This is a genomic window from Bianquea renquensis, assembly GCF_014384895.1.
Lineage (GTDB): Bacteria > Bacillota > Clostridia > Lachnospirales > Bianqueaceae > Bianquea > Bianquea renquensis.
The window spans coordinates 82,386-103,729 of sequence record NZ_JACRSQ010000001.1 but is presented as its reverse complement, the minus strand read 5'-3'; the positions used below and the strand labels follow the sequence as shown (position 1 = coordinate 103,729).

General features: G+C 50.6%; 15 protein-coding genes. 2 read left to right on the top strand and 13 right to left on the bottom strand.

Features of this window, described 5'->3' with window-relative positions:
- Window positions 1-7 precede the first annotated feature (7 nt).
- The 8 genes from H8730_RS00420 to H8730_RS00385 all read right to left on the bottom strand — a co-directional run bounded on the left by H8730_RS00420 (window position 8) and on the right by H8730_RS00385 (window position 10,914).
- A complete protein-coding gene (locus H8730_RS00420; RefSeq protein ID WP_249289108.1) occupies window positions 8-853 on the bottom strand; it encodes a hypothetical protein in 846 nt (281 codons plus the stop codon).
- Window positions 850-2,289 carry a coproporphyrinogen dehydrogenase HemZ gene (gene hemZ, locus H8730_RS00415; protein ID WP_249289106.1) on the bottom strand — a complete coding sequence of 480 codons (1,440 nt, stop codon included), beginning with the start codon at window positions 2,287-2,289 and terminating at the stop codon, window positions 850-852. The genes H8730_RS00420 and hemZ overlap by 4 nt, the downstream gene beginning before the upstream one ends.
- On the bottom strand, window positions 2,290-2,955 hold the full coding sequence (locus tag H8730_RS00410) for an MBL fold metallo-hydrolase (RefSeq protein ID WP_177717564.1): 666 nt from the start codon (window positions 2,953-2,955) through the stop codon (window positions 2,290-2,292).
- Window positions 2,956-2,972: 17 nt separating this feature from the next.
- Window positions 2,973-3,428 (bottom strand): D-aminoacyl-tRNA deacylase, encoded by a 456-nt coding sequence (gene dtd / locus H8730_RS00405; protein WP_177717566.1) that lies wholly within the window; start codon window positions 3,426-3,428, stop codon window positions 2,973-2,975.
- A 187-nt stretch (window positions 3,429-3,615) separates the two neighbouring features.
- Window positions 3,616-5,850, bottom strand: coding sequence for a RelA/SpoT family protein (locus H8730_RS00400; RefSeq protein WP_346726528.1), 2,235 nt, complete (start codon window positions 5,848-5,850; stop codon window positions 3,616-3,618).
- Between the two features lie 258 nt (window positions 5,851-6,108).
- Entirely contained in the window at window positions 6,109-7,593 is a 1,485-nt protein-coding gene (locus H8730_RS00395) for a DUF1846 domain-containing protein (protein ID WP_177714346.1), read from the bottom strand.
- 207 nt (window positions 7,594-7,800) lie between these two features.
- Window positions 7,801-8,991, bottom strand: a complete 1,191-nt coding sequence (locus H8730_RS00390) for a MalY/PatB family protein (RefSeq protein ID WP_177714345.1) — start codon at window positions 8,989-8,991, stop codon at window positions 7,801-7,803.
- Window positions 8,992-9,147: 156 nt separating this feature from the next.
- Window positions 9,148-10,914 carry a phosphoenolpyruvate carboxykinase (GTP) gene (locus H8730_RS00385; RefSeq protein ID WP_177714344.1) on the bottom strand — a complete coding sequence of 589 codons (1,767 nt, stop codon included), beginning with the start codon at window positions 10,912-10,914 and terminating at the stop codon, window positions 9,148-9,150.
- Between the two features lie 413 nt (window positions 10,915-11,327).
- Here H8730_RS00385 and H8730_RS00380 point away from each other — a divergent pair, with 413 nt between their 5' ends.
- A complete protein-coding gene (locus tag H8730_RS00380; protein WP_177714343.1) occupies window positions 11,328-12,317 on the top strand; it encodes a D-alanyl-D-alanine carboxypeptidase family protein in 990 nt (329 codons plus the stop codon).
- 87 nt (window positions 12,318-12,404) lie between these two features.
- Here the strand turns inward: H8730_RS00380 and H8730_RS00375 are convergent, their stop codons facing one another.
- The 3 genes from H8730_RS00375 to H8730_RS00365 form a co-directional block, all read right to left on the bottom strand.
- Entirely contained in the window at window positions 12,405-13,265 is an 861-nt protein-coding gene (locus H8730_RS00375) for a carbohydrate ABC transporter permease (protein ID WP_249289103.1), read from the bottom strand.
- Window positions 13,265-14,158: a carbohydrate ABC transporter permease gene (locus H8730_RS00370; protein WP_177714342.1), complete on the bottom strand. Its 894-nt coding sequence runs from the start codon at window positions 14,156-14,158 to the stop codon at window positions 13,265-13,267. The genes H8730_RS00375 and H8730_RS00370 overlap by 1 nt, the downstream gene beginning before the upstream one ends.
- A gap of 91 nt (window positions 14,159-14,249) precedes the next feature.
- On the bottom strand, window positions 14,250-15,803 hold the full coding sequence (locus tag H8730_RS00365; protein ID WP_249289101.1) for an extracellular solute-binding protein: 1,554 nt from the start codon (window positions 15,801-15,803) through the stop codon (window positions 14,250-14,252).
- Between the two features lie 154 nt (window positions 15,804-15,957).
- Here H8730_RS00365 and H8730_RS00360 point away from each other — a divergent pair, with 154 nt between their 5' ends.
- Window positions 15,958-17,328, top strand: coding sequence for a hypothetical protein (locus H8730_RS00360; protein WP_249289099.1), 1,371 nt, complete (start codon window positions 15,958-15,960; stop codon window positions 17,326-17,328).
- A 7-nt stretch (window positions 17,329-17,335) separates the two neighbouring features.
- Here the strand turns inward: H8730_RS00360 and H8730_RS00355 are convergent, their stop codons facing one another.
- Window positions 17,336-19,684 carry a glycogen/starch/alpha-glucan phosphorylase gene (locus H8730_RS00355; protein ID WP_177714350.1) on the bottom strand — a complete coding sequence of 783 codons (2,349 nt, stop codon included), beginning with the start codon at window positions 19,682-19,684 and terminating at the stop codon, window positions 17,336-17,338.
- A 25-nt stretch (window positions 19,685-19,709) separates the two neighbouring features.
- Window positions 19,710-21,221: a 4-alpha-glucanotransferase gene (gene malQ, locus H8730_RS00350; RefSeq protein WP_177714339.1), complete on the bottom strand. Its 1,512-nt coding sequence runs from the start codon at window positions 21,219-21,221 to the stop codon at window positions 19,710-19,712.
- Window positions 21,222-21,344 lie beyond the last annotated feature (123 nt).

The following is a 21,344-nucleotide window of genomic DNA, read 5'->3' as shown; positions in this document are numbered from 1 at the left end:
TATTTCTTTATGGCAGCGGCAACCTGTCAGCCTCCGCCCTAGCGGCTTCCTCCTCCAGCCGGATGGATTCCAGATTGAGAAAATAAATGGTCAGACCAATGAACATGAAAATATTGGTGATGCTCAGGAGGGAATCAAGAAACGACTGTACAATCCACCGCACACTGCTATTGGCGATTAGAGCTAACAGCGGCTCCTCCAACACGCCGACACCGTAGGATACAAACAGGCTTCCCAGAAATAACAGCATAAATAGTCCGATGCTTTTGCCAAAGTGCCCGCGCAGAATATAGACGACATATTTCAAATTGTCCATAAACATCTTTTTTCTCAGCGCCGCCGTAATGGCGGCAAAGTACAAGGCGGCGCTAAATACAACGGAGCCGATGAGCAAAGCCGTGATAAAAGGGACGGCGAGAAGAGGTAGGATCGTAACCGCCAACATCCCCGCCATAGCGATCCCAATGAGTATGGCCATGAGCAACAACACTGTGGCGATAGCTTTGGGCCACGCGCAGATTCCCTTATAAAAAGCCGTACCAAAAGAGAACGGTTCGTCCCGCAGCTGTGCGTTGACCATGACCGCTGACACCAATGTCCCAATGATCCAGACAAAGGACATGAGGATCACCGCCATGTAAACCTTAATTAAATCTTGAATCTCCGCAGTCTCAGGATTGATAAGGCCCGCTGCATATTGTACCACCAGCGTTGATGGAAAAAACACAAGCACTGTCAGCAGCAAATACCAGATCCATCGCTCGGAAAATAGCCTCCACGCCCCTTGTATTATTTTGGAAATGGGCAGTTCTGATCGGGTGATCTCCCTCGATATGTCTTGTCTTGTCATCACAGTTTTGGCACTCCCTTCCATTTCCTATCGATCATTTCCTGAATACGGCTGATATAGTGTTCGACATTCTTTACATTGGGGACCCGCTCCAGCCGGTTCTGCTCCGGATAGTAAACCTTCGTCACGGCTCCGGCCCCCAGCGCGAAAATCGTCTGCCGCTCCTCCATAATCTCCACATTGTACAGGCATTCTTTCCCCGGCAGACAGTAGCCTACGTTTTCAAAATTGCCAGCCATGTTTTTTTGGCGGTACATATAGTAGGGTTGCATTCCCAGAGCGGCGGCCGCCGCGGCGCTCTCTCGCAACATGGATTCCATTCTGTCCGCCTGTGCAAGCAGATCTGCCGCGGCCTCCTCTTCCTCATGAAGTCTCGATGCCCGTTTGATTGCGAGCGTATGAATTGTCAGGCTATCCGGCTTCAACCGAACAATGCGTTCCATAGTTCTCCTGACATCTTCCTGCGTTTCCCCCGGCAGCCCAAGAATTAAATCCATATTGATGTTGTCAAAGCCTATCTCCCGGGCCGTCTCCAGCGCCACCTCGGCCTGCTCCACTGAATGGCGCCGTCCTACGGCATCCAGCGTCTTTTGATTCATGGTCTGGGGATTGATGGAGATCCGATCAACCCCATGATCCGCCAGAACCCGAAGCTTCTCCCGCGTAATCGTGTCCGGCCGTCCGGCCTCCACCGTGATTTCCCTCAGAGCTGAGAAGGAGTAGAGGGCATCCGCCCGCTCTAGAATCCGGTCCAGACTGCCAGCGTCCAACACTGTAGGCGTTCCGCCTCCCATGTAAAAGCTCTGTAGCCGCCGTCCTTCCAGCAGTGCGGCTGTCCTCTGCATCTCTTGCAGGAGGGCTTCCACGTAGGCAGGCAGCACCGTCCCATAGGAGTGGAAGTCATAGGAGACAAAGGAACAGTAGGCACACCGGGATGGACAGAAGGGAATTCCCACATAGAGACTGACATCCATGCCATCATGGTCCGCAAGCAGTATGCGCTCCTTGCTGGCCACGGCCGCTGCTAATTCTGCTTTCTCCCTCTGGACTAAGTACTCCTTCATCAGACAGGTGGACGCTTCCGTCTGCGTCATACCGCTCTCCATAAAATCATAGGGAATTTTGGAAGGGCGAACACCTGTCAGGATTCCCCACGGCAGCCTTTGCCCCAAGTATGCGGAAAAAAGCCGGTACACCATCGCCTTTGCCTGATTTTTACCGCCCTGATCCGGCCACTGCTCCTGCCCTATCAGACGGCCTTGCTCATCATATAAGCGTCCAGCCAGAGGGTGAGCCGAAAGTTCTAGGCGCATAGCTCCAGGCGTCCCCCCAAACCCCACCGCCGAAAATGGCAAAAACTGCCGGATCAGCATTTCAACCTCATACTGAAATCTCTGGAGCTCGCAGTCCATGCGGATGTCAATTGTCGCACGCTTCATCTAAAAGTCCCACATTCCCGCTGAGAGATTGAGAAACGGATTTTGGCCCCGCTCCTCACCGATGGTCGTCGCAGGACCGTGACCGGGAAATACTCGCACCTCATCTGGCAATTCCAGGAGCTTCTGCCGAATGGAGGTGACTAAATCCGCTGGACTGCCGTGGTAGAAATCGGTCCGGCCAATACTCCGCCAAAACAGAGTATCCCCGTCAAAGACGGTCCCCTCCCGCTCAAGAAAGTAACAGACACTGGCCTGGCTGTGCCCTGGAACTTTCATGACGCGCAAGTCAAGGGCTCCAAGAGGCAGATGCTGTTCATCCTCCACCAGCATTCCATTGTCGTGGACTGCGGTCTCAAATGTCTGGAATACCTGTGCGCTATACGGGGAAGCCTTCACCTCCGGCGAGTGGATGTACTCCATCTCCTCCCGGTGCACCACGATGGGACATCCGTATATCTCCGACAGAAGAGGCGCATCCTTCATATGGTCCATATGGCCGTGGGTGACCAAAATGTACCGCACCGTGAGGCCCATGGCCTCAACCCGCTTTGCGATCCGCCTTCCTTCCGCGCCGGGATCGATGATCGCCGCGTCCTTTGTCACTTCGTCGGCAATGATATAGCAATTGGTTTCCAGCGCACCGACAACAATCGTTTCCAACATCATAGTCAACACCTCGTCTATCAACGCATTATTTCATCTGTATCCAATAGGATGGTGACCGGGCCGTCGTTGACAAGGGTGACCTTCATGTCCGCCCCAAACTGCCCTGTCTGTGTCTTCTTTCCCAGTAACCCGTCGATCTTTGCAATAAAATATTCATACAGGCCGTTGGCCTCCTGAGGTTTCGCCGCCCGGGTGAAGGATGGCCGCCGCCCGTGGGAGCAGTCCGCAGCTAAGGTAAACTGGGATACCACCAGCATCTCGCCGCCCATATCCTCCACGGAAAGGTTCATCTTATCTTGACTGTCCGTGAAGATTCGCAGCTGTGTTATCTTATTTGCCAAAAAATCCGCTTCCCGCTCCGTGTCGCCTTCAACAACCCCCAGCAAAATGGCCAGCCCCTGCCCAATGCTTCCAATGACCTCATCCTCCACCGCAACGGACGCTGCCGCCACTCTCTGTACTACAGCCTTCATTGGTACAATCTCCTATTCTATTAATCTTCTATTCTATCATACCATACTTCTTTATAAATGCAAGTGGAAATTGCGCGCTTATCCATTGGCGCTCCAGCACCTCTTTCTCTGCTCACCCGCCTGGCGGCGGACTTTTTTATATAAAAATACCTTTCTATGGTATTTCCACAGAAAGGTATCGCTTTTTTTACCCGTTGGACGTCCGGACGATCTCATGGACGCCGGGAATCTGAGAAATCTTTTTGCTCAGCTGTTCCAGCTGCTCCTTAGAGGAGATCTCCACCGTTATATTGAAAACATCCTCCCGTTTATCCTTTGTAAGGCGGACATTGAGGGCTACAATGGTAATATTCTCATTGTTGATGATGCTGGAAATATCGGCCAGAATGCCCTTGCGCTCCTCTGTCAGCACCTGAATGCTGGATTCGAACTTCATTCCCGTCGTTTCGCCAGGCGCCACCTCCCACTCTGCATCGATGAGCCGCTGCCGTTCCTCGTCCTCCAGCTGAATAATGTTGATGCAGTCGGTGCGGTGGATGGACACGCCGCGACCTCTGGTGATATAGCCGATGATCTCATCGCCTGGCACCGGATTGCAGCACTTGGAGAATCGAACCGCCACATCGTGGATTCCTCGGACTGTGATGGCGCTTCCCTTTTTCCGGCCGGATTCCTGTGCCTGTTCCGGGCGCTTCTCGATTTTCTCCTGCAAATGCTGGACGAAATCATCGTCGCTCAGATCCAGCAAGTGTTCCTTCCGGTACTCCTCGTACAGGCGGTTGACCACCTGCCCTTCCTTCAACCCGCCGTGGCCGATGGCCGCCAGGACAGACTCCCAGTCCTTAAACCCGTACTTTCTCTGGACAATGCTCATCCACTCTGGCTGAAGCACCTCGTGCAAGGGGATATTTTTGCTTTTCGCATATTTTTCCACCATCTCCTTGCCCTTGACGATGTTCTCCTGCTTGAACTCCCGCTTAAACCACTGACTGATTTTATTTTTAGCCTGGGTTGTGCGGACGATGTTGAGCCAATCCCGGCTAGGTCCCTTGGAATTTTGGCTTGTGATGATCTCCACACGGTCCCCATTTTTAATCTCATAATCCAGTGTCACGATCCTGCCGTTCACTCTAGCGCCAACCATCTTATTTCCCACGGCGCTGTGGATCTGATAGGCGAAATCAATTGGCGTTGAGCCCGCGGCCAGATCGACCACATCCCCTTTGGGGGTAAAAGCGTACACGGAATCTTTCAATCCATCCAGCCCTAGCTTCAGCGCGCTCATAAACTCTTTATTGTCCGATAAATCCTGCTGCCACTCCAAAATCTTTTGCAGCCAAATTAATTTTTCTTCTTCCGTCTTCGATGTGGCGCCGGCTGCGCCCTCCTTGTATTTCCAGTGGGCGGCGATTCCGTACTCCGCCGTGCGGTGCATATCCCACGTTCGAATCTGCACCTCAAAGGGCTCGCCCTCCGGCCCCATAAGCGTGGTGTGAAGGGATTGGTACATATTGGGCTTTGGCATGGCAATATAATCTTTAAACCGCCCTGGCATGGGCGTGTACATCTCATGGATGATGCCCAAGGCCCCATAGCAGTCTTTGACAGAGTCTACAATGGCGCGGACGGCGAACAGATCGTAAATCTGATCTAAAGACTTATGCTTATTCTGCATCTTTTTATAAATACTGTAGAAATGTTTCGGCCGACCCTCAACCCTTGCGTGGATTCCCGCGTCGTCCAGATTGTCCTGCAGATCCCGGACGATCTCCTCAATAAAATGCTCTCGATCGGAGCGTTTTCGGTCGATCTTCGTGACCAAATCGTAGTAAATTTCCGGTTCCAAATATTTCAGAGATAGATCTTCCAAATCCACCTTGATCTTAGAAATACCAAGGCGATGGGCGATGGGCGCATATATGTCCAGCGTCTCTCTCGCCTTTTCAATCTGCTTTTCTTTGCTCTTATACTCTAACGTTCGCATATTGTGAAGGCGGTCAGCTAACTTGATTAAAATAACCCGGATGTCCTTCGCCATAGCTAAAAACATCTTGCGGTAGTTCTCGGCCTGAATTTCCACCTTATCGGTGGAGGTGTAAGTCAGCTGTTTCAGCTTCGTCACGCCGTCCACAAGTCCAGCGACCTCATCTCCGAACATCTCAGCAATATCCTCCAGGGAAACCTTCGTGTCCTCCACAACATCGTGGAGTAGCCCTGCAATGATCGTCTCCAGGTCCAGCTCCAGATCTGCCAGGATTATGGCTACCTGTAACGGATGAATAAGATAGGGCTCTCCTGACTGACGCAGCTGTCCCTCATGGGCTTCCTTCGCCACCTGGTAGGCTTTCTCTACGCGGCTCAAGTCTTTTGCCGGATGATACAGCCGTATTTTGTCCAATAGGATTGCAAAGGTCTTTTCCATGGTATTCACCTGCCTCAGATAGAATTGACACTCGCCGTGAACAGCGAAAAAAATTGTCTATTTTTCATTATAAGCGTAATTATCAGATTTTTCAACTCTTTTTGAAAATTTTCTCACGCTTTCGATTTCTACGCAAAGGGACAGGCCGAAAAGTACAAAGTCTTCTCGGCCTGTCCTGTAATATAAAAAGAAGGGGATGAATATAGAATACGAAACAAATATGAAAATGATTCGGATTATCTTTGAACAAATTGTAAATTATAGATTATAAAGATTTTTGGTGGGAAATTCCGGCTCACAGGTGACGTTCAGCCCCAGCTCTCGCAGGCTCTGCTCATCATTGACTGACAGAATGTTGGAACAGTGCACCTCACACCCCTTCATAGCGGGAAGCTTTGCCAAAACCAGCGAGGCCAAGGGGTTCGTCGCCTCGCAGATGCTGAGCGCCGTCAAAACCTCTTTTAGATTGAGGACCGGCTCTCGCCCCGGCTGCATCAGCTTCTTGAGGCGCAGGATCGGCTTCAACACCACGGGGGACAGCAGCAGAATCTCATCTGCAATGCCGGCCAGATACTTCAGCGAGTTCAACGTCATAGCCGCCGGCGCCGTCATCAAATCCGATGTCTTTCCGGTCAGAATCGATCCGTCCGGCAATTGAGCCGCCACCGCCGGCGCTCCTGTCTGCTCTGCTTTCTCCAGCGCAGGCTCCACCACCGTCCGATCCGTAGGCTCCAGATCCAGCGCCTTCATGATCAGCTCCACTTTCTCCACCGCATCAATGTCCACTCGCCCCATCTTATGGTCGCATCGTATCTTATAATACCGCCGCAAAACTTCCTGTTTCGATGCTTCCCGCACACATTCATCATCCACAATGCAAAATCCCGCCATGTTGACGCCCATATCCGTTGGAGATTGGTAGCCATCCTTATCGCCCGTCACCTTGGACAGGATGGTCTTCACAACCGGAAAGGCTTCGATATCCCGGTTGTAGTTCACCGTGGTCGTGCCGTAGGCTTCCAGGTGGAACGGATCGATCATATTCACATCGTTCAAGTCTGCCGTCGCCGCTTCATACGCCAGATTGACCGGATGCTTCAGCGGCAAATTCCATATGGGGAATGTCTCAAATTTTGCGTATCCCGCATGGATTCCCTTCGTATGTTCATAGTACACCTGGGACAGACATGTGGCCAGCTTTCCGCTCCCCGCCCCCGGCCCGGTGACCACCACCAGAGGTTTTGTCGTCTCGATATACGGATTCGAACCATATCCATCCTGGCTGACAATCAAGTCCACATTTGTGGGATACCCCTTGATCGGCCTATGAATATACGTAGTCAATCCCAACATCTCTAATTTCTTGCGAAAGGTATCTGCCGCCGGCTGGTCTGTATACCGGGTGATCACCACACTGCTGACAGTCAGACCCAGCCTTCGGATACTGTCGATCAACCGCAGCACATCCATATCGTAGGTTATCCCGATATCAGCCCGAACCTTGTTTTTCTCAATATCACCGGCTCCAATACAGAAGATGATCTCTGTCTTCTCTTTAAGCTCCTGCAAAATTCGAATTTTGGCGTTCATCTCGAAGCCTGGCAGAACCCTGGCGGCGTGATAGTCGTCAAATAGCTTGCCGCCAAACTCCAGATACAGCTTGTTGTCAAATTTTTCAATTCGCTTTACAATCTGCTCTGTCTGCATCTTCATGTACAAATCGTGGTCAAATCCCTGTGTCATCGCTACCTCCATGTTGCCGTAGTATCCCTCGCGCGCATTGCATTCCTGACAAATAAATAAGTTCGCTTCGCGAACTTTCCCATAGGTAAGAAAAACCTCCTGCAATGATCCACTCCATATTATACATCTTTTCGTGGATTTTACAAGAGGTGCAACCTATAAAAATCGGTTTTTGCTAAATTATAAATTGTACGGCGGAATCGGATCTTATTTTGTCATATTTAGACGATGATGACTCGCAAGAACCCGCTTAAGTCTCTCAAGGCCCTCCAAGACACATTTTTGGGGACACGCAAAATTCATGCGCTCAAAGCCGGCGCCGCCTGTTCCGAACTGGGCGCCATCAACGGTAAAGAACATGGCTTCCTTTTGTAGGAGCTGTCTCCGCTCCTCCTTCGACAGCTGAATCTTGCTAAAATCCAGCCACTGTAGATAGGTTCCCTCCAGGGCGGTGACACCGATTTCGGGCATGTTGGCATGAATATACTCACGGATCGCTTTCTGTGTACGGCTTAACTCCGCCAGCAACTGATCAAGCCAGGCTTCACACCGGGTATAGGCCAGAATGCACGCCTCATACCCCACCGCGTTGACGCTGGAGTGCATCTCCCGACAGAATGCATTTCGCAGTGATTCATTGGGGATGATGATATTCGAAGTATGTAGGCCCGCCAAATTAAAGGTTTTGCTGGGAGCGGTGCAGACGATCAAATTCTCCAGGCAGAAAGGTGCCGCCAGGGCAAAGGTCGTGTGCTCAAATCCTGGCATGATAATATCAGAGTGAATCTCATCGGATATGACGGTCACATCACAGCGCTTACAGATTCTTCCAACTTCTTGGAGTTCCTCCTTCGTCCACACACGCCCCACCGGATTGTGTGGACTGCAAAATAAAAGCGCTTTGACGGTTGGGTCCTGTGCTTTCCGCTCAAGATCGGCAAAATCCATCTCATAGCGATCCCTCCCCCTCCGCAAAGGCACTTCAACCCGGCGGCATCCCGCTTGTTCCGAAGCGTTTAAAAAAGGGGGATACACCGGCGGCATCACAAGCAAACCTTCTCCAGGGCGGACGAGGGCTCTAACCGCCGCGTTGAATCCATTGATGACGCCAGGCGCCGTCACAATCCACTCTTTCTCTATCTTCCAGTGATGCCGGCGCTCCATCCACCCACAAACAGCATGATAATACTGAGACGTGGGACTGGTATATCCAAAAATCTGGGATCGCACATAGTCCGTCAGCCCCTCAACTAACTCCGGCGGATGGACAAAATCCATGTCGGCCGTTGTAAAGGGAACAATATCAGAGCCCGCCTCCGGACATATGTTCCGCATGTTCATCCATTTTTCAGACCCCTGCACCGATCGGTCCACAAGCGTTGTAAAATCATAGGTCATCTGTCTTTCCTCCTAAAACAATCCTTAAATATTGTCCTCCGCCAGTATACATCCCATCCTGCAATTTGTCAACGAAATTTCTATGGGCTTCTTACATAAAAAACGACCCCCGAGAACAGAGAACCTCTGCCCACAGGGGGTCGCGACTTATGGTGTTTACTTAGAAAGACGCTCTTTTAGGGAAGCCAGCTGATCCGCCAGTTCTTTTGGCAGCTTATCGCCAAACTTCTTGTAGAATTCTTCGATGCCTTCCGCCTCTTTGCTCCACAGATCGTTATCGACAGCTAGAATGTCTCTCAGAGTATCAATGCTGAAATCAAGACCCTCCAGATTGATATCCTCCGCTTTTGGAACATAGCCGATTGCGGTCTCATCAGCGTCAACCTTGCCCTCACAGCGCTTGATAATCCACTCCAGAACACGGAAGTTGTCCCCGAATCCGGGCCAGATGAAGTTTCCATCCTCATCCAAACGGAACCAGTTTACATTGAAAATCTTTGGCGCCTTGTCGCCAAGCACTTCGCCCATCTCAAACCAGTGCTTGAAGTAGTCTCCCATGTTGTACCCGCAGAAAGGCAACATAGCCATAGGATCACGGCGGACAACGCCGACGGCTCCCGTGGCAGCAGCCGTTGTCTCGGAGGCCATGATGGAACCGACGAACACGCCGTTATCCCAATCCCTGGACTGGTATACAAGAGGCGTGGTCTGCGCGCGGCGCCCGCCAAAGATGATGGCCGAGATCGGTACGCCGGAAACTGCATCGAATTCAGAGCTAATGCAGGGGCAATTCTTCGCAGGTGCGGTGAAACGGCTGTTGGGATGCGCTCCCTTTTCCGTTGAGGTCTTGCCGTTCCAGGGCTCGCCCTTCCAGTTGAGTGCATTCTCCGGAGGATTCTTATCGAGACCCTCCCACCAAACCGTGTTGTCATCCAAGTTCAGGACTACGTTGGTGAAGATGGTATCCTTCTTCGTAGATTGCAGCGCGTTGGGATTGGACTTTACGTTGGTCCCGGGCGCAACGCCAAAGAAGCCGTACTCGGGGTTGATTGCCCACAGGCGTCCATCCTCCCCCTTGCGCATCCAGGCGATATCATCGCCCACGGTCCACACTTTATATCCATTCTTGGTGTATCCCTCCGGCGGGATCAGCATTGCCAGATTCGTCTTACCGCAGGCTGAGGGGAACGCCGCGGAGACATACTTAACTTCCCCCTGGGGATTCTCGATTCCCAGGATCAGCATATGCTCCGCCATCCACCCTTCGCATTTGCCAAGGTAGGATGCAATGCGCAGTGCAAAGCATTTTTTGCCCAGCAGCACGTTTCCGCCATAGCCGGAGTTGACGGAGATGATATAGTTGTCTTCCGGGAAATGGCAGATGTACCGTTTCTCCGGATCGATATCGCATTTTGCGTGAAGTCCCTTAATCCAGTCCTCGCTGTCGCCCAAAACCTTTTCCACTTCAGCGCCGACACGAGTCATAATGTTCATGTTCAACACGACGTAGATGGAGTCTGTGACCTCATATCCGATCTTCGCTAAAGGAGAGCCAACAGGACCCATGGAATATGGAATCACGTACATTGTACGTCCCTTGTAGCTTCCGCGGGCAATGTCGAACAGCATCTTATACGCTTCCTGCGGTTCTTTCCAGTTGTTGGTCGGGCCGGCATCCTCCTCTTTCCGAGAGCAGATAAAGGTTCTATCCTCGACACGGGCCACGTCGTTCACCTTTGTCCGATGGAGATAGCACCCCGGCAGTTTCTCTTGATTCAGCTTTATGAGCTCGCCGGTGGAACACGCCTCCGCCCGAAGAGCTTCGATCTGGGCTTCGGAGCCATCGATCCACACAACCTTGTCGGGAGTCAGAAGCGCCTTCATCTCGTCAATCCATGCTAGAACTGATTTGTTTGTCGTCATAATAATCTCCTTTCAGCATTTAAAAACTTACACTCCTTGTATTATAATACATCGTGACAGAAAGATCAATACAGATTTCATGAATTTCCTGTTAAGTCAGTACAACTTGATCGAATTCACAATTTCAAGCAAAATACACCATGGAATTATGGCTTTGCCCAATATTTGTTAGATAATTGTCAATCCTATCCTGCAATATTCTGCAAAAAACAAAAGATTTTGCTCTGCCCCATGATGGATTTTATCTGGTAGTATGTCCACTTTCATCTAAAAAATAGCAAACTCACCAAAATTTTCATTGACGTAATGTTGTCCTCCTATTTCTTTCATAAAATCGTAATATTTCAAAATAAAGAAATATACAGATTCTTTCCCATTCAGGGAATCCTATGGAATGGAAAGGAGATGTTTCAATGAAATTCAACATTTTTCAAAAATATCCGAACAAGATAACGCCACACAAAAGCTCCTCCGGCGTCCAAAGACTTGGCAGTCTCCTCCTGCTATGCTTCGCGCTGCTCTACTCCACCTGTGGAGTGTTCCGCTCTTCCGCTCACACTGCCTCTGTTCCGCAATCCAATGCACACAGCACCGGTGGTCCTCTTGAACTCACAAACTTTTCCAATTTATATAGCGCTAACGGCATCTTAGTGCGTCGCCATGATTTCGCGGTGCTAGCTCGAAAGGATGCGAACGATCGAGTATACCCAGCGTCGCTGACAAAGATCCTGACTCTTCTCACAGCTCTAAACACAAATCCTCGTCTAAGCGATACCGTCACTCTTATCCCCGATGATTTTGCCGGATTAAGAGAAAAAGGGGCCGCCGTCGCAGGCTTTGCGGAAGGTGAGAGGGTCTCCATCGAAGATCTGCTCTACGGGGTTATGCTGCCTTCCGGCGCCGACGCTGCCAATGCCTTGGCCCGAGCTGTAGCCGGTTCCACTGAGAACTTTGTTGTCATGATGAATCAAACAGCTGCTGAAGTAGGCATGACCCATTCGCATTTCGTCACTGTCACTGGTCTGCACGATCCGGACCATTACACGACGGTTGCCGACTTAGCGCTCCTGCTAAACAAGGCCTTGGACAATCCCATCTTCCGGGACGTATTTACTGCTAAAAGCTATCGCACCTCCTCCACCTGGCAGCACCTAGGCGGCCTCCGGCTCACCAGCCGCTTTTTTGAAAAAATGAAGTCCGGGGAAATTGAAGGATATTCGATTCTGGGAGGCAAAACCGGATATACTGACGAGGCCGGTCTATGCCTTGCCACCCTAACCGAACGAGACGGCGACGAGTATATCTTGATCACCACTGGTGCCCCTGGAAGCAATCAAACGGAGCAATACAATATTCTCGATGCGTATACCGCCTATTCCTCCTTACAGGAGCCTATGTCATAATGAAACGTCTTCGGCATTTTGTTCCTGTAGAACCACAAAGTCTCTGGGCTACTCGCTAGCAGTCCCAGAGACTTTTTGACACATATATCACGCCTTGATGGCGCCTTCCGAAACGCCTTTAACAAAGTACTTTTGCAGACATAAAAAGATAATGATCATGGGAATTACCGTGATGAGAACGGATGGGAAGATAATCTCCCAAGGACTGCCGAACTGTCCCGACGTCATTTTAGCATAGTAGAGTTCCAGCACCAGCGTCCTCTGATCCGACAGGCCGAGGGTCAGGAAGGGAAGCAGATAATCGTTCCAGATCCACATTCCATTTAGAATCATAACGGTTACAGTCGTGGACTTGACAAGGGGAAAGACAACGCGGAAAAACATTTGAAAAATGTTTGCTCCGTCAATCAAAGCTGCTTCCTCGATTCCCCTGGGCACACTCTTGAAAAATCCGGAGTACAAGAAGATGGACATGGACAGCCCAAACCCCGCGTACATGATAATGAGCCCTGGAATATTTTTCAAGTGCAGCGCATCCATAATATTCATCAGCGGGTACATGACTGCCTGAAATGGAATCAGCATGGCGGCGACGAACATTAAATAGATAAAGGTTGAACCGCCTGACTTGTGCCGGGTAATAATCCAGCCACACGGGGATGCGACGAGGACGATGAGCAGCACTGAAATAATGGTGATCAGCAGTGTATAGCCAATGGCCTGCGGAAAATGGATGGATGCAAAGGCATTGATTAAATACTGGAACGTCCACTCGTCCGGAAGCGCCAGCGGATTTCGTACAATCTCCGCCTGACTTTTAAAAGAATTGAGCAGTAAGAATAAAAGTGGCGTCAACGTGTACAGTAAGAGTACCGTTAGAACGATATACAGAATGATCTGTCCAGCTTTCCCCGTTCCCGGTTTCATAGATGCATCTTGCCTGGCCATTAGAACTCCACCTCCCTAGACCGCGTCACGTACACCTGGATAAGCGATATCGCCGCCACAATCAAGAAGAAAATCACCGCCTGCGCCTGCGCGACTCCATAATTGGGAGGCTGCGTATCCCGAGTTGTCCGCAGAATCTGCAAAGCCAGCATTCGCGTGTCAAAATCACCGTTGGTCAGCGCCAGATTTTGATCCAGCAGCTTAAAGGAGTTGGCCAACGTCAAGAATAGAACTACGGTGATGGATGACATTAACAGTGGCAGCGTGACTTTGAAAAACCGCCGCACAGGGCCAGCTCCATCTATGGCAGCCGCCTCGTACAGGTCGCTGGGGATAGAATTAAGCCCGCCGATATAGATCAACATCATATAGCCTGCGCTCTGCCAGGTTGTCATGATGACGAGAGCAAAGAGAGCTTTGACGGGGTCCTGGGTCATGTACCGCATAAATTCCAGGTGCAGAAGGCCATCCGGACTAAAAATCAAATCCGTATACACGACTTGAAAAATAAATTGCCAGACATATCCCATGGCCAGTCCGCCCAACATATTGGGCATAAAGAACACCGTTCTATACATACCCACTCCGCGGTGAATGCTGCCCAGCATCAGGGCAAAGGCAAGGGCAACTAGATTGATGGCAATGACCGCCACCACCGTGTAGGCTACGGTATACCACAGGGATCTGGTAAATGTGCCTGTGGTGAAAGCTTTAATATAATTGTCAAACCCGACAAATGATTGGAATAAGGTTCCGCCGGCAAAGTACGTGCCTCGCCAGGAAGTAAAAGAGTAGACGATGCCGGTAAAAAACGGCAGTGCAATAACCAGGACAAAGAGCAAAACAGCAGGCAGCACTAGGATTCCAAACCATCGTTTAAAATATTTATCCATTGTATCCTCCATCTGCCGTCAAAAAGCGGCGCATAAATCGGAAAAACACCTGTCCATACCGTACTGGGACAGGTGTTTTCCTAACCCCTGTTTACTGGGCGTTTTTCATTTCCTTCCATTTTGAAATGGCAAAATCCGCAATCGCTGAATAATCATTTTCATTCCACTGTTCTTTAATGAGATACTGTTCCATCAGCTGTTTCCCCACAACTTCGCTGGACCAGCTGGCTGGCGCGCCATTGTATGGGTCCGACAGCGTTCTGCCTTCCTTGACATAGCTCATAATGGAACTTCCCAGGGCATCTTCCATCTCGATATCTTCGGATGCATTATAGGGCACGGCTTTAAACATACCGACAATATACGTGTTGACGTTTTCCGTCTTCTGCATCCATTTCAGGAAATTGATGGCTTCCTGCTGAATCTCCTCAGACACCTTCGCGTTGACAGCATAAAAATTGGGCACATAGACGGGGATCGAGCTGTTAAACTCCTCCGCTGTCTTTCCAGTTTTGATCATATCATCGGTCACGGGACACTTCAGCGGAATAAAGCTTGACCGGTTTGCCACGTCCTGGTTAACTTTTCCTACATTGGATGAGGCCCAGTTTCCCTGCTGCAAGAAGACCGCGTTGCTATCGGCATACATCTGGATAGACTGATCATACCCAAAACTGGATGCGTTGATCAGATCCCGTCCGCGGGATGCGTGCCCCTTCAGGCCACCCACGTGTTGGGTTACAAAGTCGAGCATCTCAGCGTAGGCTATGAAGGGCTCCTTCAGCTGATCCAACTGCTCATCCTTTGCATCCGCCGCTTCGATCGGAGTGGAAAAGACTGTGTTGATGGCGATATTGATCGCATGGTCGCCATAGGTCCACTTCTCCGATCCCGCAAAGGCGAAGACACCTGTCAAATTCTTTGCAAGCCCTGTCTTTTCCGCTTGGAAAGTGTATTCATTGCCGTTGACCGTGACCTTAGCTGCGCTGGGTGTGGCGACATACTGATCGATGGCTTCACACAGCTTTGTAAAATCTTCGTAAGAGCAGGTACGGAGATCTTTCAGCAGCGCCTCATGGCTATTTGCACCGAAAAGGTCGTCCAACATCTGAGAATCCACCATATAGCCGTATCCCTCTACATTGAAAGGAATCCCGTAGCTTGCTTTGCCATCAGTGGTCAGACGCATATTCTCCGGAATGCCCTCCACGATACTCTTAAATTCCGAATCCTCCACCGTTGTCAGATCCAGGGCTGTTCCACTCTGTTGCCACTCCGGCAATTCTTTGACACCCATGATGGAAAAAATAGCCGGCGGCGTGTTGGAGTTCATCTGCGCGCGAAGCGGCTCGCTGGCGTCCGTTCCAGCGCCGACGGAAAACGGCTTCGTCGGAACGCCTGTCTCCGCAGTATAGGCTTTGCACATAGCCTCAAATTCGTTTGCGTTTTCACCTTTTGAGTTAAAAATATACAGCGTTGGCTTGTCGTTATTGCCGGTACCAGTTCCAGAGTTCTCAGAAACTTGCGAGTTATCACTTATACCGGAGCTAGAATTATTCTGATCCTTCGATTTACAACCAGCTGCCAGAGTGGTCATCAGGACCGTCATCAACAGCAGGGCAAGTGCTTTCTTACATGGTTTCATAAGCTTAATTCCTCCTTTTGTCCAATATCTTTCCCGTATTTAGAGGGAAATATTCCAGTCAAACTCGAGATATATAAAACCCATCTATTGACTCCCGCCACCTTTCATACTATAATACCCTTAACTCTACAGTGAACGGTTGGAGGTTTTTATGATGAACGATCAAAGTAAAAATGCGGCATATTTTGGCTTTTCCCCGGACAATAATGGTGACGCTAACACCCTCGCTCTGCAACATGCGGTTACAGGAGGTGGCACGATCTACATCGATCAGGTTGGCATCTACGATCTGAGTGGCACCATCGTATTGGATAGCTGCACAAAGCTTGTCTTTGGCCCTGGAGTCATTCTTCGAAAAGTTCCAGCTCAAGATGGAACGCCCTGTGGCTATACTTTTGTCAATCGCGGTGCGTACACCCGCTCCTGCGATCATCACATCGAGATAACCGGCCTGCATCTGCTCTGCAATGGAAATGAAGCGGTGGGAGCGATCCCTGGATTGCGCGGCCATCTGTCATTTTTCTATATCCGAGACCTCATCATCCGCGACTTCCACTGTCCGGATGTATTGCACTCTTGCTTCTGCATCCATGCGTGTACTTTCGAAAATCTCCTTCTCGACAATCTGTTCATCGAAGGATTCAAGGACGCAGTCCATCTTGGCAAGGGCCATAAATTTGTGATCCGACATGGGGTGTTTAAGACCTTCGATGATCCAATCGCCTTAAACGCTCACGATTACGCCACCTCCAATCCGCAGCTAGGATGGATTGAAGACGGCGTCATCGAGGATTGCTATGATTTGAATCAGGAGACGACGACAGGATTCTTCTGCCGCATTCTCGCTGGCTCCTGGTGCGATTGGCGAGCAGGAATGGAGGTACGGCACTCGGATACTGTTGTGTGCAATCACAAGCTGTACCGGGTTATCATGGAACCAACGGGGGAGATTTACCGCTCCTATACGCCCCCAACCCATGCCCATGGCATCGAGGAATATGATGGAGGCATCCGGTGGGTTATGGTCCAGGACGACGACGAACTTTATAATTGCGGCTGCCGCAACATTCATTTTCGCGACATTTTCCTTCAAAAGAAACGGGATTGCGCCTTCTCCATCCATTTTGACAACGATAACTGGTCCCATAGCTGCTATCCCTATTCCACCATGCCGGTCCAGGAGGACCTGATCTTCGAGAATATCTTTATGGAAAATCAGATCCCCCATCTCATCCGCTCTTCCACCCCCGTCAATACCATCAAGTTACTTAATTCTGTCCTGCAAAATAGCACGATCGCCTTGCGGACACTTCCCGTCGATGGTCTAGTCTATGGGCAGACGGATATTCTCCTCTCAGGGACGACCTTTAAAGGGAGCGGTGTTCAGGATCTGGTCCGCTGTGATGGCGGCCGGAATGCTCGTTTGAAGATTGCGGCGAGCATTGCACCAGACGATTACCATCCTTGCATTTGCGGAAGCGTGCGCCTTCTGGACAGTGACATCGAGATTCAAGTCCGGCAATAGGGCCGGCTTAGGACTTCAAGTTGGGTGTCACACCCCAGATTTCCCTGGCATATTGTAGGATCGTTCGGTCGCTGGAGAATTTGCCGGCTCCCGCCGTATTGTAAAAACATTTGCGGGTGAAATCTTCCCGGTCCTTGTAGTCGGCGTTAACTTTCATCCTTGCATCGCAGTAGGGAAGCAAATCCAGCAATATATAATAATGATCCGGCGTATGCCAGCTGGCGCCATACAAAATGGACTCGTACAGTTCCCGAAAGACTCCGCTTCCACCATCGGAAAATGTTCCGTCCACCAATGTATCCAGCACCGCTTTCACCCGAGGCTCCCTCTCATAGATAGCTCTCGGATCGTATTGTCCCTTGATTCTATCCAAGTCCTCCACACGCGCGCCAAAAATATAGTTATTTTCCATGCCGGCCTGCTCCACGATTTCAATATTGGCACCGTCATAGGTTCCCAGTGTGACAGCGCCGTTGAGCATGAATTTCATATTGCTGGTGCCGCTGGCCTCGGTGCCGGCGGCAGAAATCTGCTCGGAAACGTCCGCTGCGGGAATTAACTTTTCCGCGTAGGATACATTGTAATTCGTGACAAACAGGACTTTCATCTTGTCCTGAACCTGTGGATCTGCGTTAATTTTCAACGCGATCTCTTGAATGAATTTTATAATCCCCTTGGCCCGGACATACCCTGGCGCGGCTTTCGCGCCAAATAGGAAGGCCGTGGGGTAGAAATTTTGGACTCGCCCATCTTTTACTCCAAAATACAAGTCTAAAATTGACAGGGCATTCATCAACTGCCGTTTATATTCATGCAGCCGTTTTACCTGAATATCAAACATGAAATCGGGCGAGATACAGACGCCTTCTTTTTTTTGCAGATACGATGACAGCTGTTCCTTTTTCTGGCGTTTCACGGCTGCATATTGCCGAAGCAGTTCCGAGTCCTGACCATAGGGCCGCAACTTTTCTAGGTCTTGCAGGTCTGTCAGCCACCCTTCCCCGATGGTTCTGGTAATCAGCGCCGCAAGTTCTGGGTTGCAAAGCGCCAGCCATCGCCTTTGGGTAATGCCATTGGTCTTGTTATTAAAGCGCTGTGGATAGAGGCGATACCATTCCGGCAAGGCGGTTCTCTTTAAAATTTCTGTGTGCAGCTCAGCCACACCGTTTACGGAGTGCGAGCCATAGATCGCCATGCGCGCCATGTGAAGGCGGCCATTTTCTATGATTGCATAGCGGCCCGTTTCCATACTCGCTTCTGATTTTAGTTCCCGGAAGAGGCCATTTTGGAGCATGACAATATAGGGGTAGACTTGCGGCAAAACGGACATAAACAGTCCGACATCCCACTTCTCCAGAGCCTCCGCCATGATGGTGTGATTGGTGTATGCAAACGTGCTGCGCACGATGGGAAACGCCTCTTCATAGGAAAGCTCTCCCCTCTCCATAAATAAGCGCAACAATTCTGGAATCGCAACTGTGGGGTGCGTGTCGTTGAGCTGAACCGCGTAGACTTCTGGAAAATGAGAGTATTCTCTTCCGTAGCGCGCCTCATAGCGTGCCATCAGGCATTGTAAGGACGCGCTGACAAAAAAGTATTGCTGCTTTAAGCGCAGGCGCTTCCCCCGGTCCGTATCATCGTTGGGATATAGCACGTCAGAGAGCATCTCCGCTTCGTTCCGCTCCCGAAACGCTTCCTCATACCGCTGTTCATTGAATGAAGGAAAGTCAAACTCTCGCACTGGCTCCGCCTGCCACAGGCGAAGAGTGTTGATCATGGCACAGTCGTATCCGATTACTGGCATATCATAGGGAACCGCATACACCGATTGGTCACCAAACTCGACTCTGACCTTTTCGTCCTCCCGCCGCACACTCCACGGGTCGCCAAAGCGTTCCCACCCATCGGCTTCCTCTCTCTGAAACCCATTTTGAAAATACTGTTTGAATAGGCCATAGCGATAGCGAATGCCAAATCCATCCATGGGGATGGACTGGGTTGCTGCCGAATCAAGAAAACAGGCGGCCAGACGTCCTAAGCCACCATTTCCCAATGCAGCATCCTCCACCTCCTCAAACATGGCGATATTCAATCCATTGTCTGCAAAGAGCTCCCGCAGCGAATCCAAAACTTTCATATTTAAGAGATTACTGTAGATCATGCGTCCAAGCAGGAACTCCGCAGAAAAATAGCAGGCCCTTTTGCCGCTCCCCGGGTTTTCCCATTTCTCTCGGATCTGCTTCATCGCAGCCTTCGAAACGGCTTGATATAGATCCCGCAGGCCCGCGTCCTGTAAGTTGATATTCGCTTCCAGCTCCAGATAGGCTTGTATATCGCGCTGAAAACCTTCTGCCATTGATTTTGTGTTCACAACAATCCTCCTATTCTGCTAATGCGCGTCCGTAAGTCTGGGTCAGCTCTACGATGCTAGCGGCCAGCTCGTCGGTCAGCGCGCCTTCTCTCATACGCCAGCGCCAATTTTCGCCCATGGTGGAAGGAAAATTCATTCTCGCCTCGTTGCCAAGCCCTAGATAATCCTGCATTTGAAATATCGCAGTGTCGGCACAGCTGGCCATGGCCTCTCGAATGATGGCGCCAGGCAAAGCCGCTTTGGTCTTGACTCGCAGATACTGTTTGGCAAATCGAAGTTCTTCTCCTCGCCGTTTGCCGAAATATCCGGCCAGCGTTTCATTATCGTGGGTTCCTCCATAGACTACAACATTCTTGTCATAGTGACATGGAAGATTCTCATTGGCTGGACCGCTGCCAAAGGCAAATTCCATGATTTTCATACCCGGATAGCCGGACCGCTTCAGCAGCCGCCGTACGCTTGGCACCACCAGCCCAAGGTCCTCCGCGATAATTTTGCTCTCTCCCAGCACAGTGGCTATGGCTTGAAGCAATTCTTCCCCTGGTCCTTTGCGGTATTCTCCCACCATGGCAGTCTCCGCCCCGTAGGGGATCGCGTAGTACCGAACGATTCCGATAAAGTGGTCGATGCGGATGAGGTCAAAGAGCGATGCACAGTGCTGCATTCGGGCTTTCCACCAGGAGTATTCCTCTTGACGCAGGGTTTCCCAGTTATACAGGGGATTTCCCCAAAGCTGACCCGTGGCGGAGAAAAGGTCTGGCGGAACACCGGCCACAACCGTGGGGCGCCTCTTCGCGTCCAGCAGAAAATATTCACTCTTTCGCCAAACGTCCGCGCTGTCAAGAGCCACATAGATGGGGATATCTCCGATAATCTGGACGTGCCGTTGGTGGGCATAGGCCTGCAAGGCCTTCCACTGCGCCATAAACTGATACTGACAAAATTTCCAGAATTCGATGTCCGTCTCATGCTGTCCCCGCCAGCGGTCGAGCGCAAGATTGTCGCCCATCCGCAACTCGTCTGGCCATTCCAGCCAGCTTTTCCCCCCCTGTTCCAGTTTAATGGCCATATACAGGCAATAGTCTTCCAGCCAATGGGCATTCTTTGCAACAAATGCCTCATAGTCTGATCCCTTAGGCTGCCATCTGTCAAAGGCCTGCCGCAGAACTCGAAACCGAGCTTTGTAGAGTTTTGCGTAATCGATGCGCTCCGGGTCATCGCCCCAGTCTTCGCTTTCAATGGTTTTCTTATCTAGGATTCCTTCCTCCACGAGCATATCCAGGTCAATAAAATAGGGATTTCCCGCAAAGGCCGAAAAGCTTTGATAGGGGCTGTCTCCATAGCTAGTGGGCCCCACTGGGAGGACCTGCCAGTACCGTTGCCCCGCGCCGTGCAAAAAATCTATAAAGGCGTATGCGCTAGATCCCAGTGTTCCTATTCCATAGGGAGACGGTAGGCTGCTAATGGGCAATAGAATCCCGGCAGCCCGCTCTAAAGGTTTTTGTTTCCGTAATCGCTGCATCGTATCCTCCTTTCTGCATAGGGTTATTATAGTAAAATCCCGTTGTTCTATACCTGAGAGCGGGATTTTTTTCGAATGAAAGTCAGGTCCATTCTAAATAAAAAACGCCGCTATGGCCTCTGC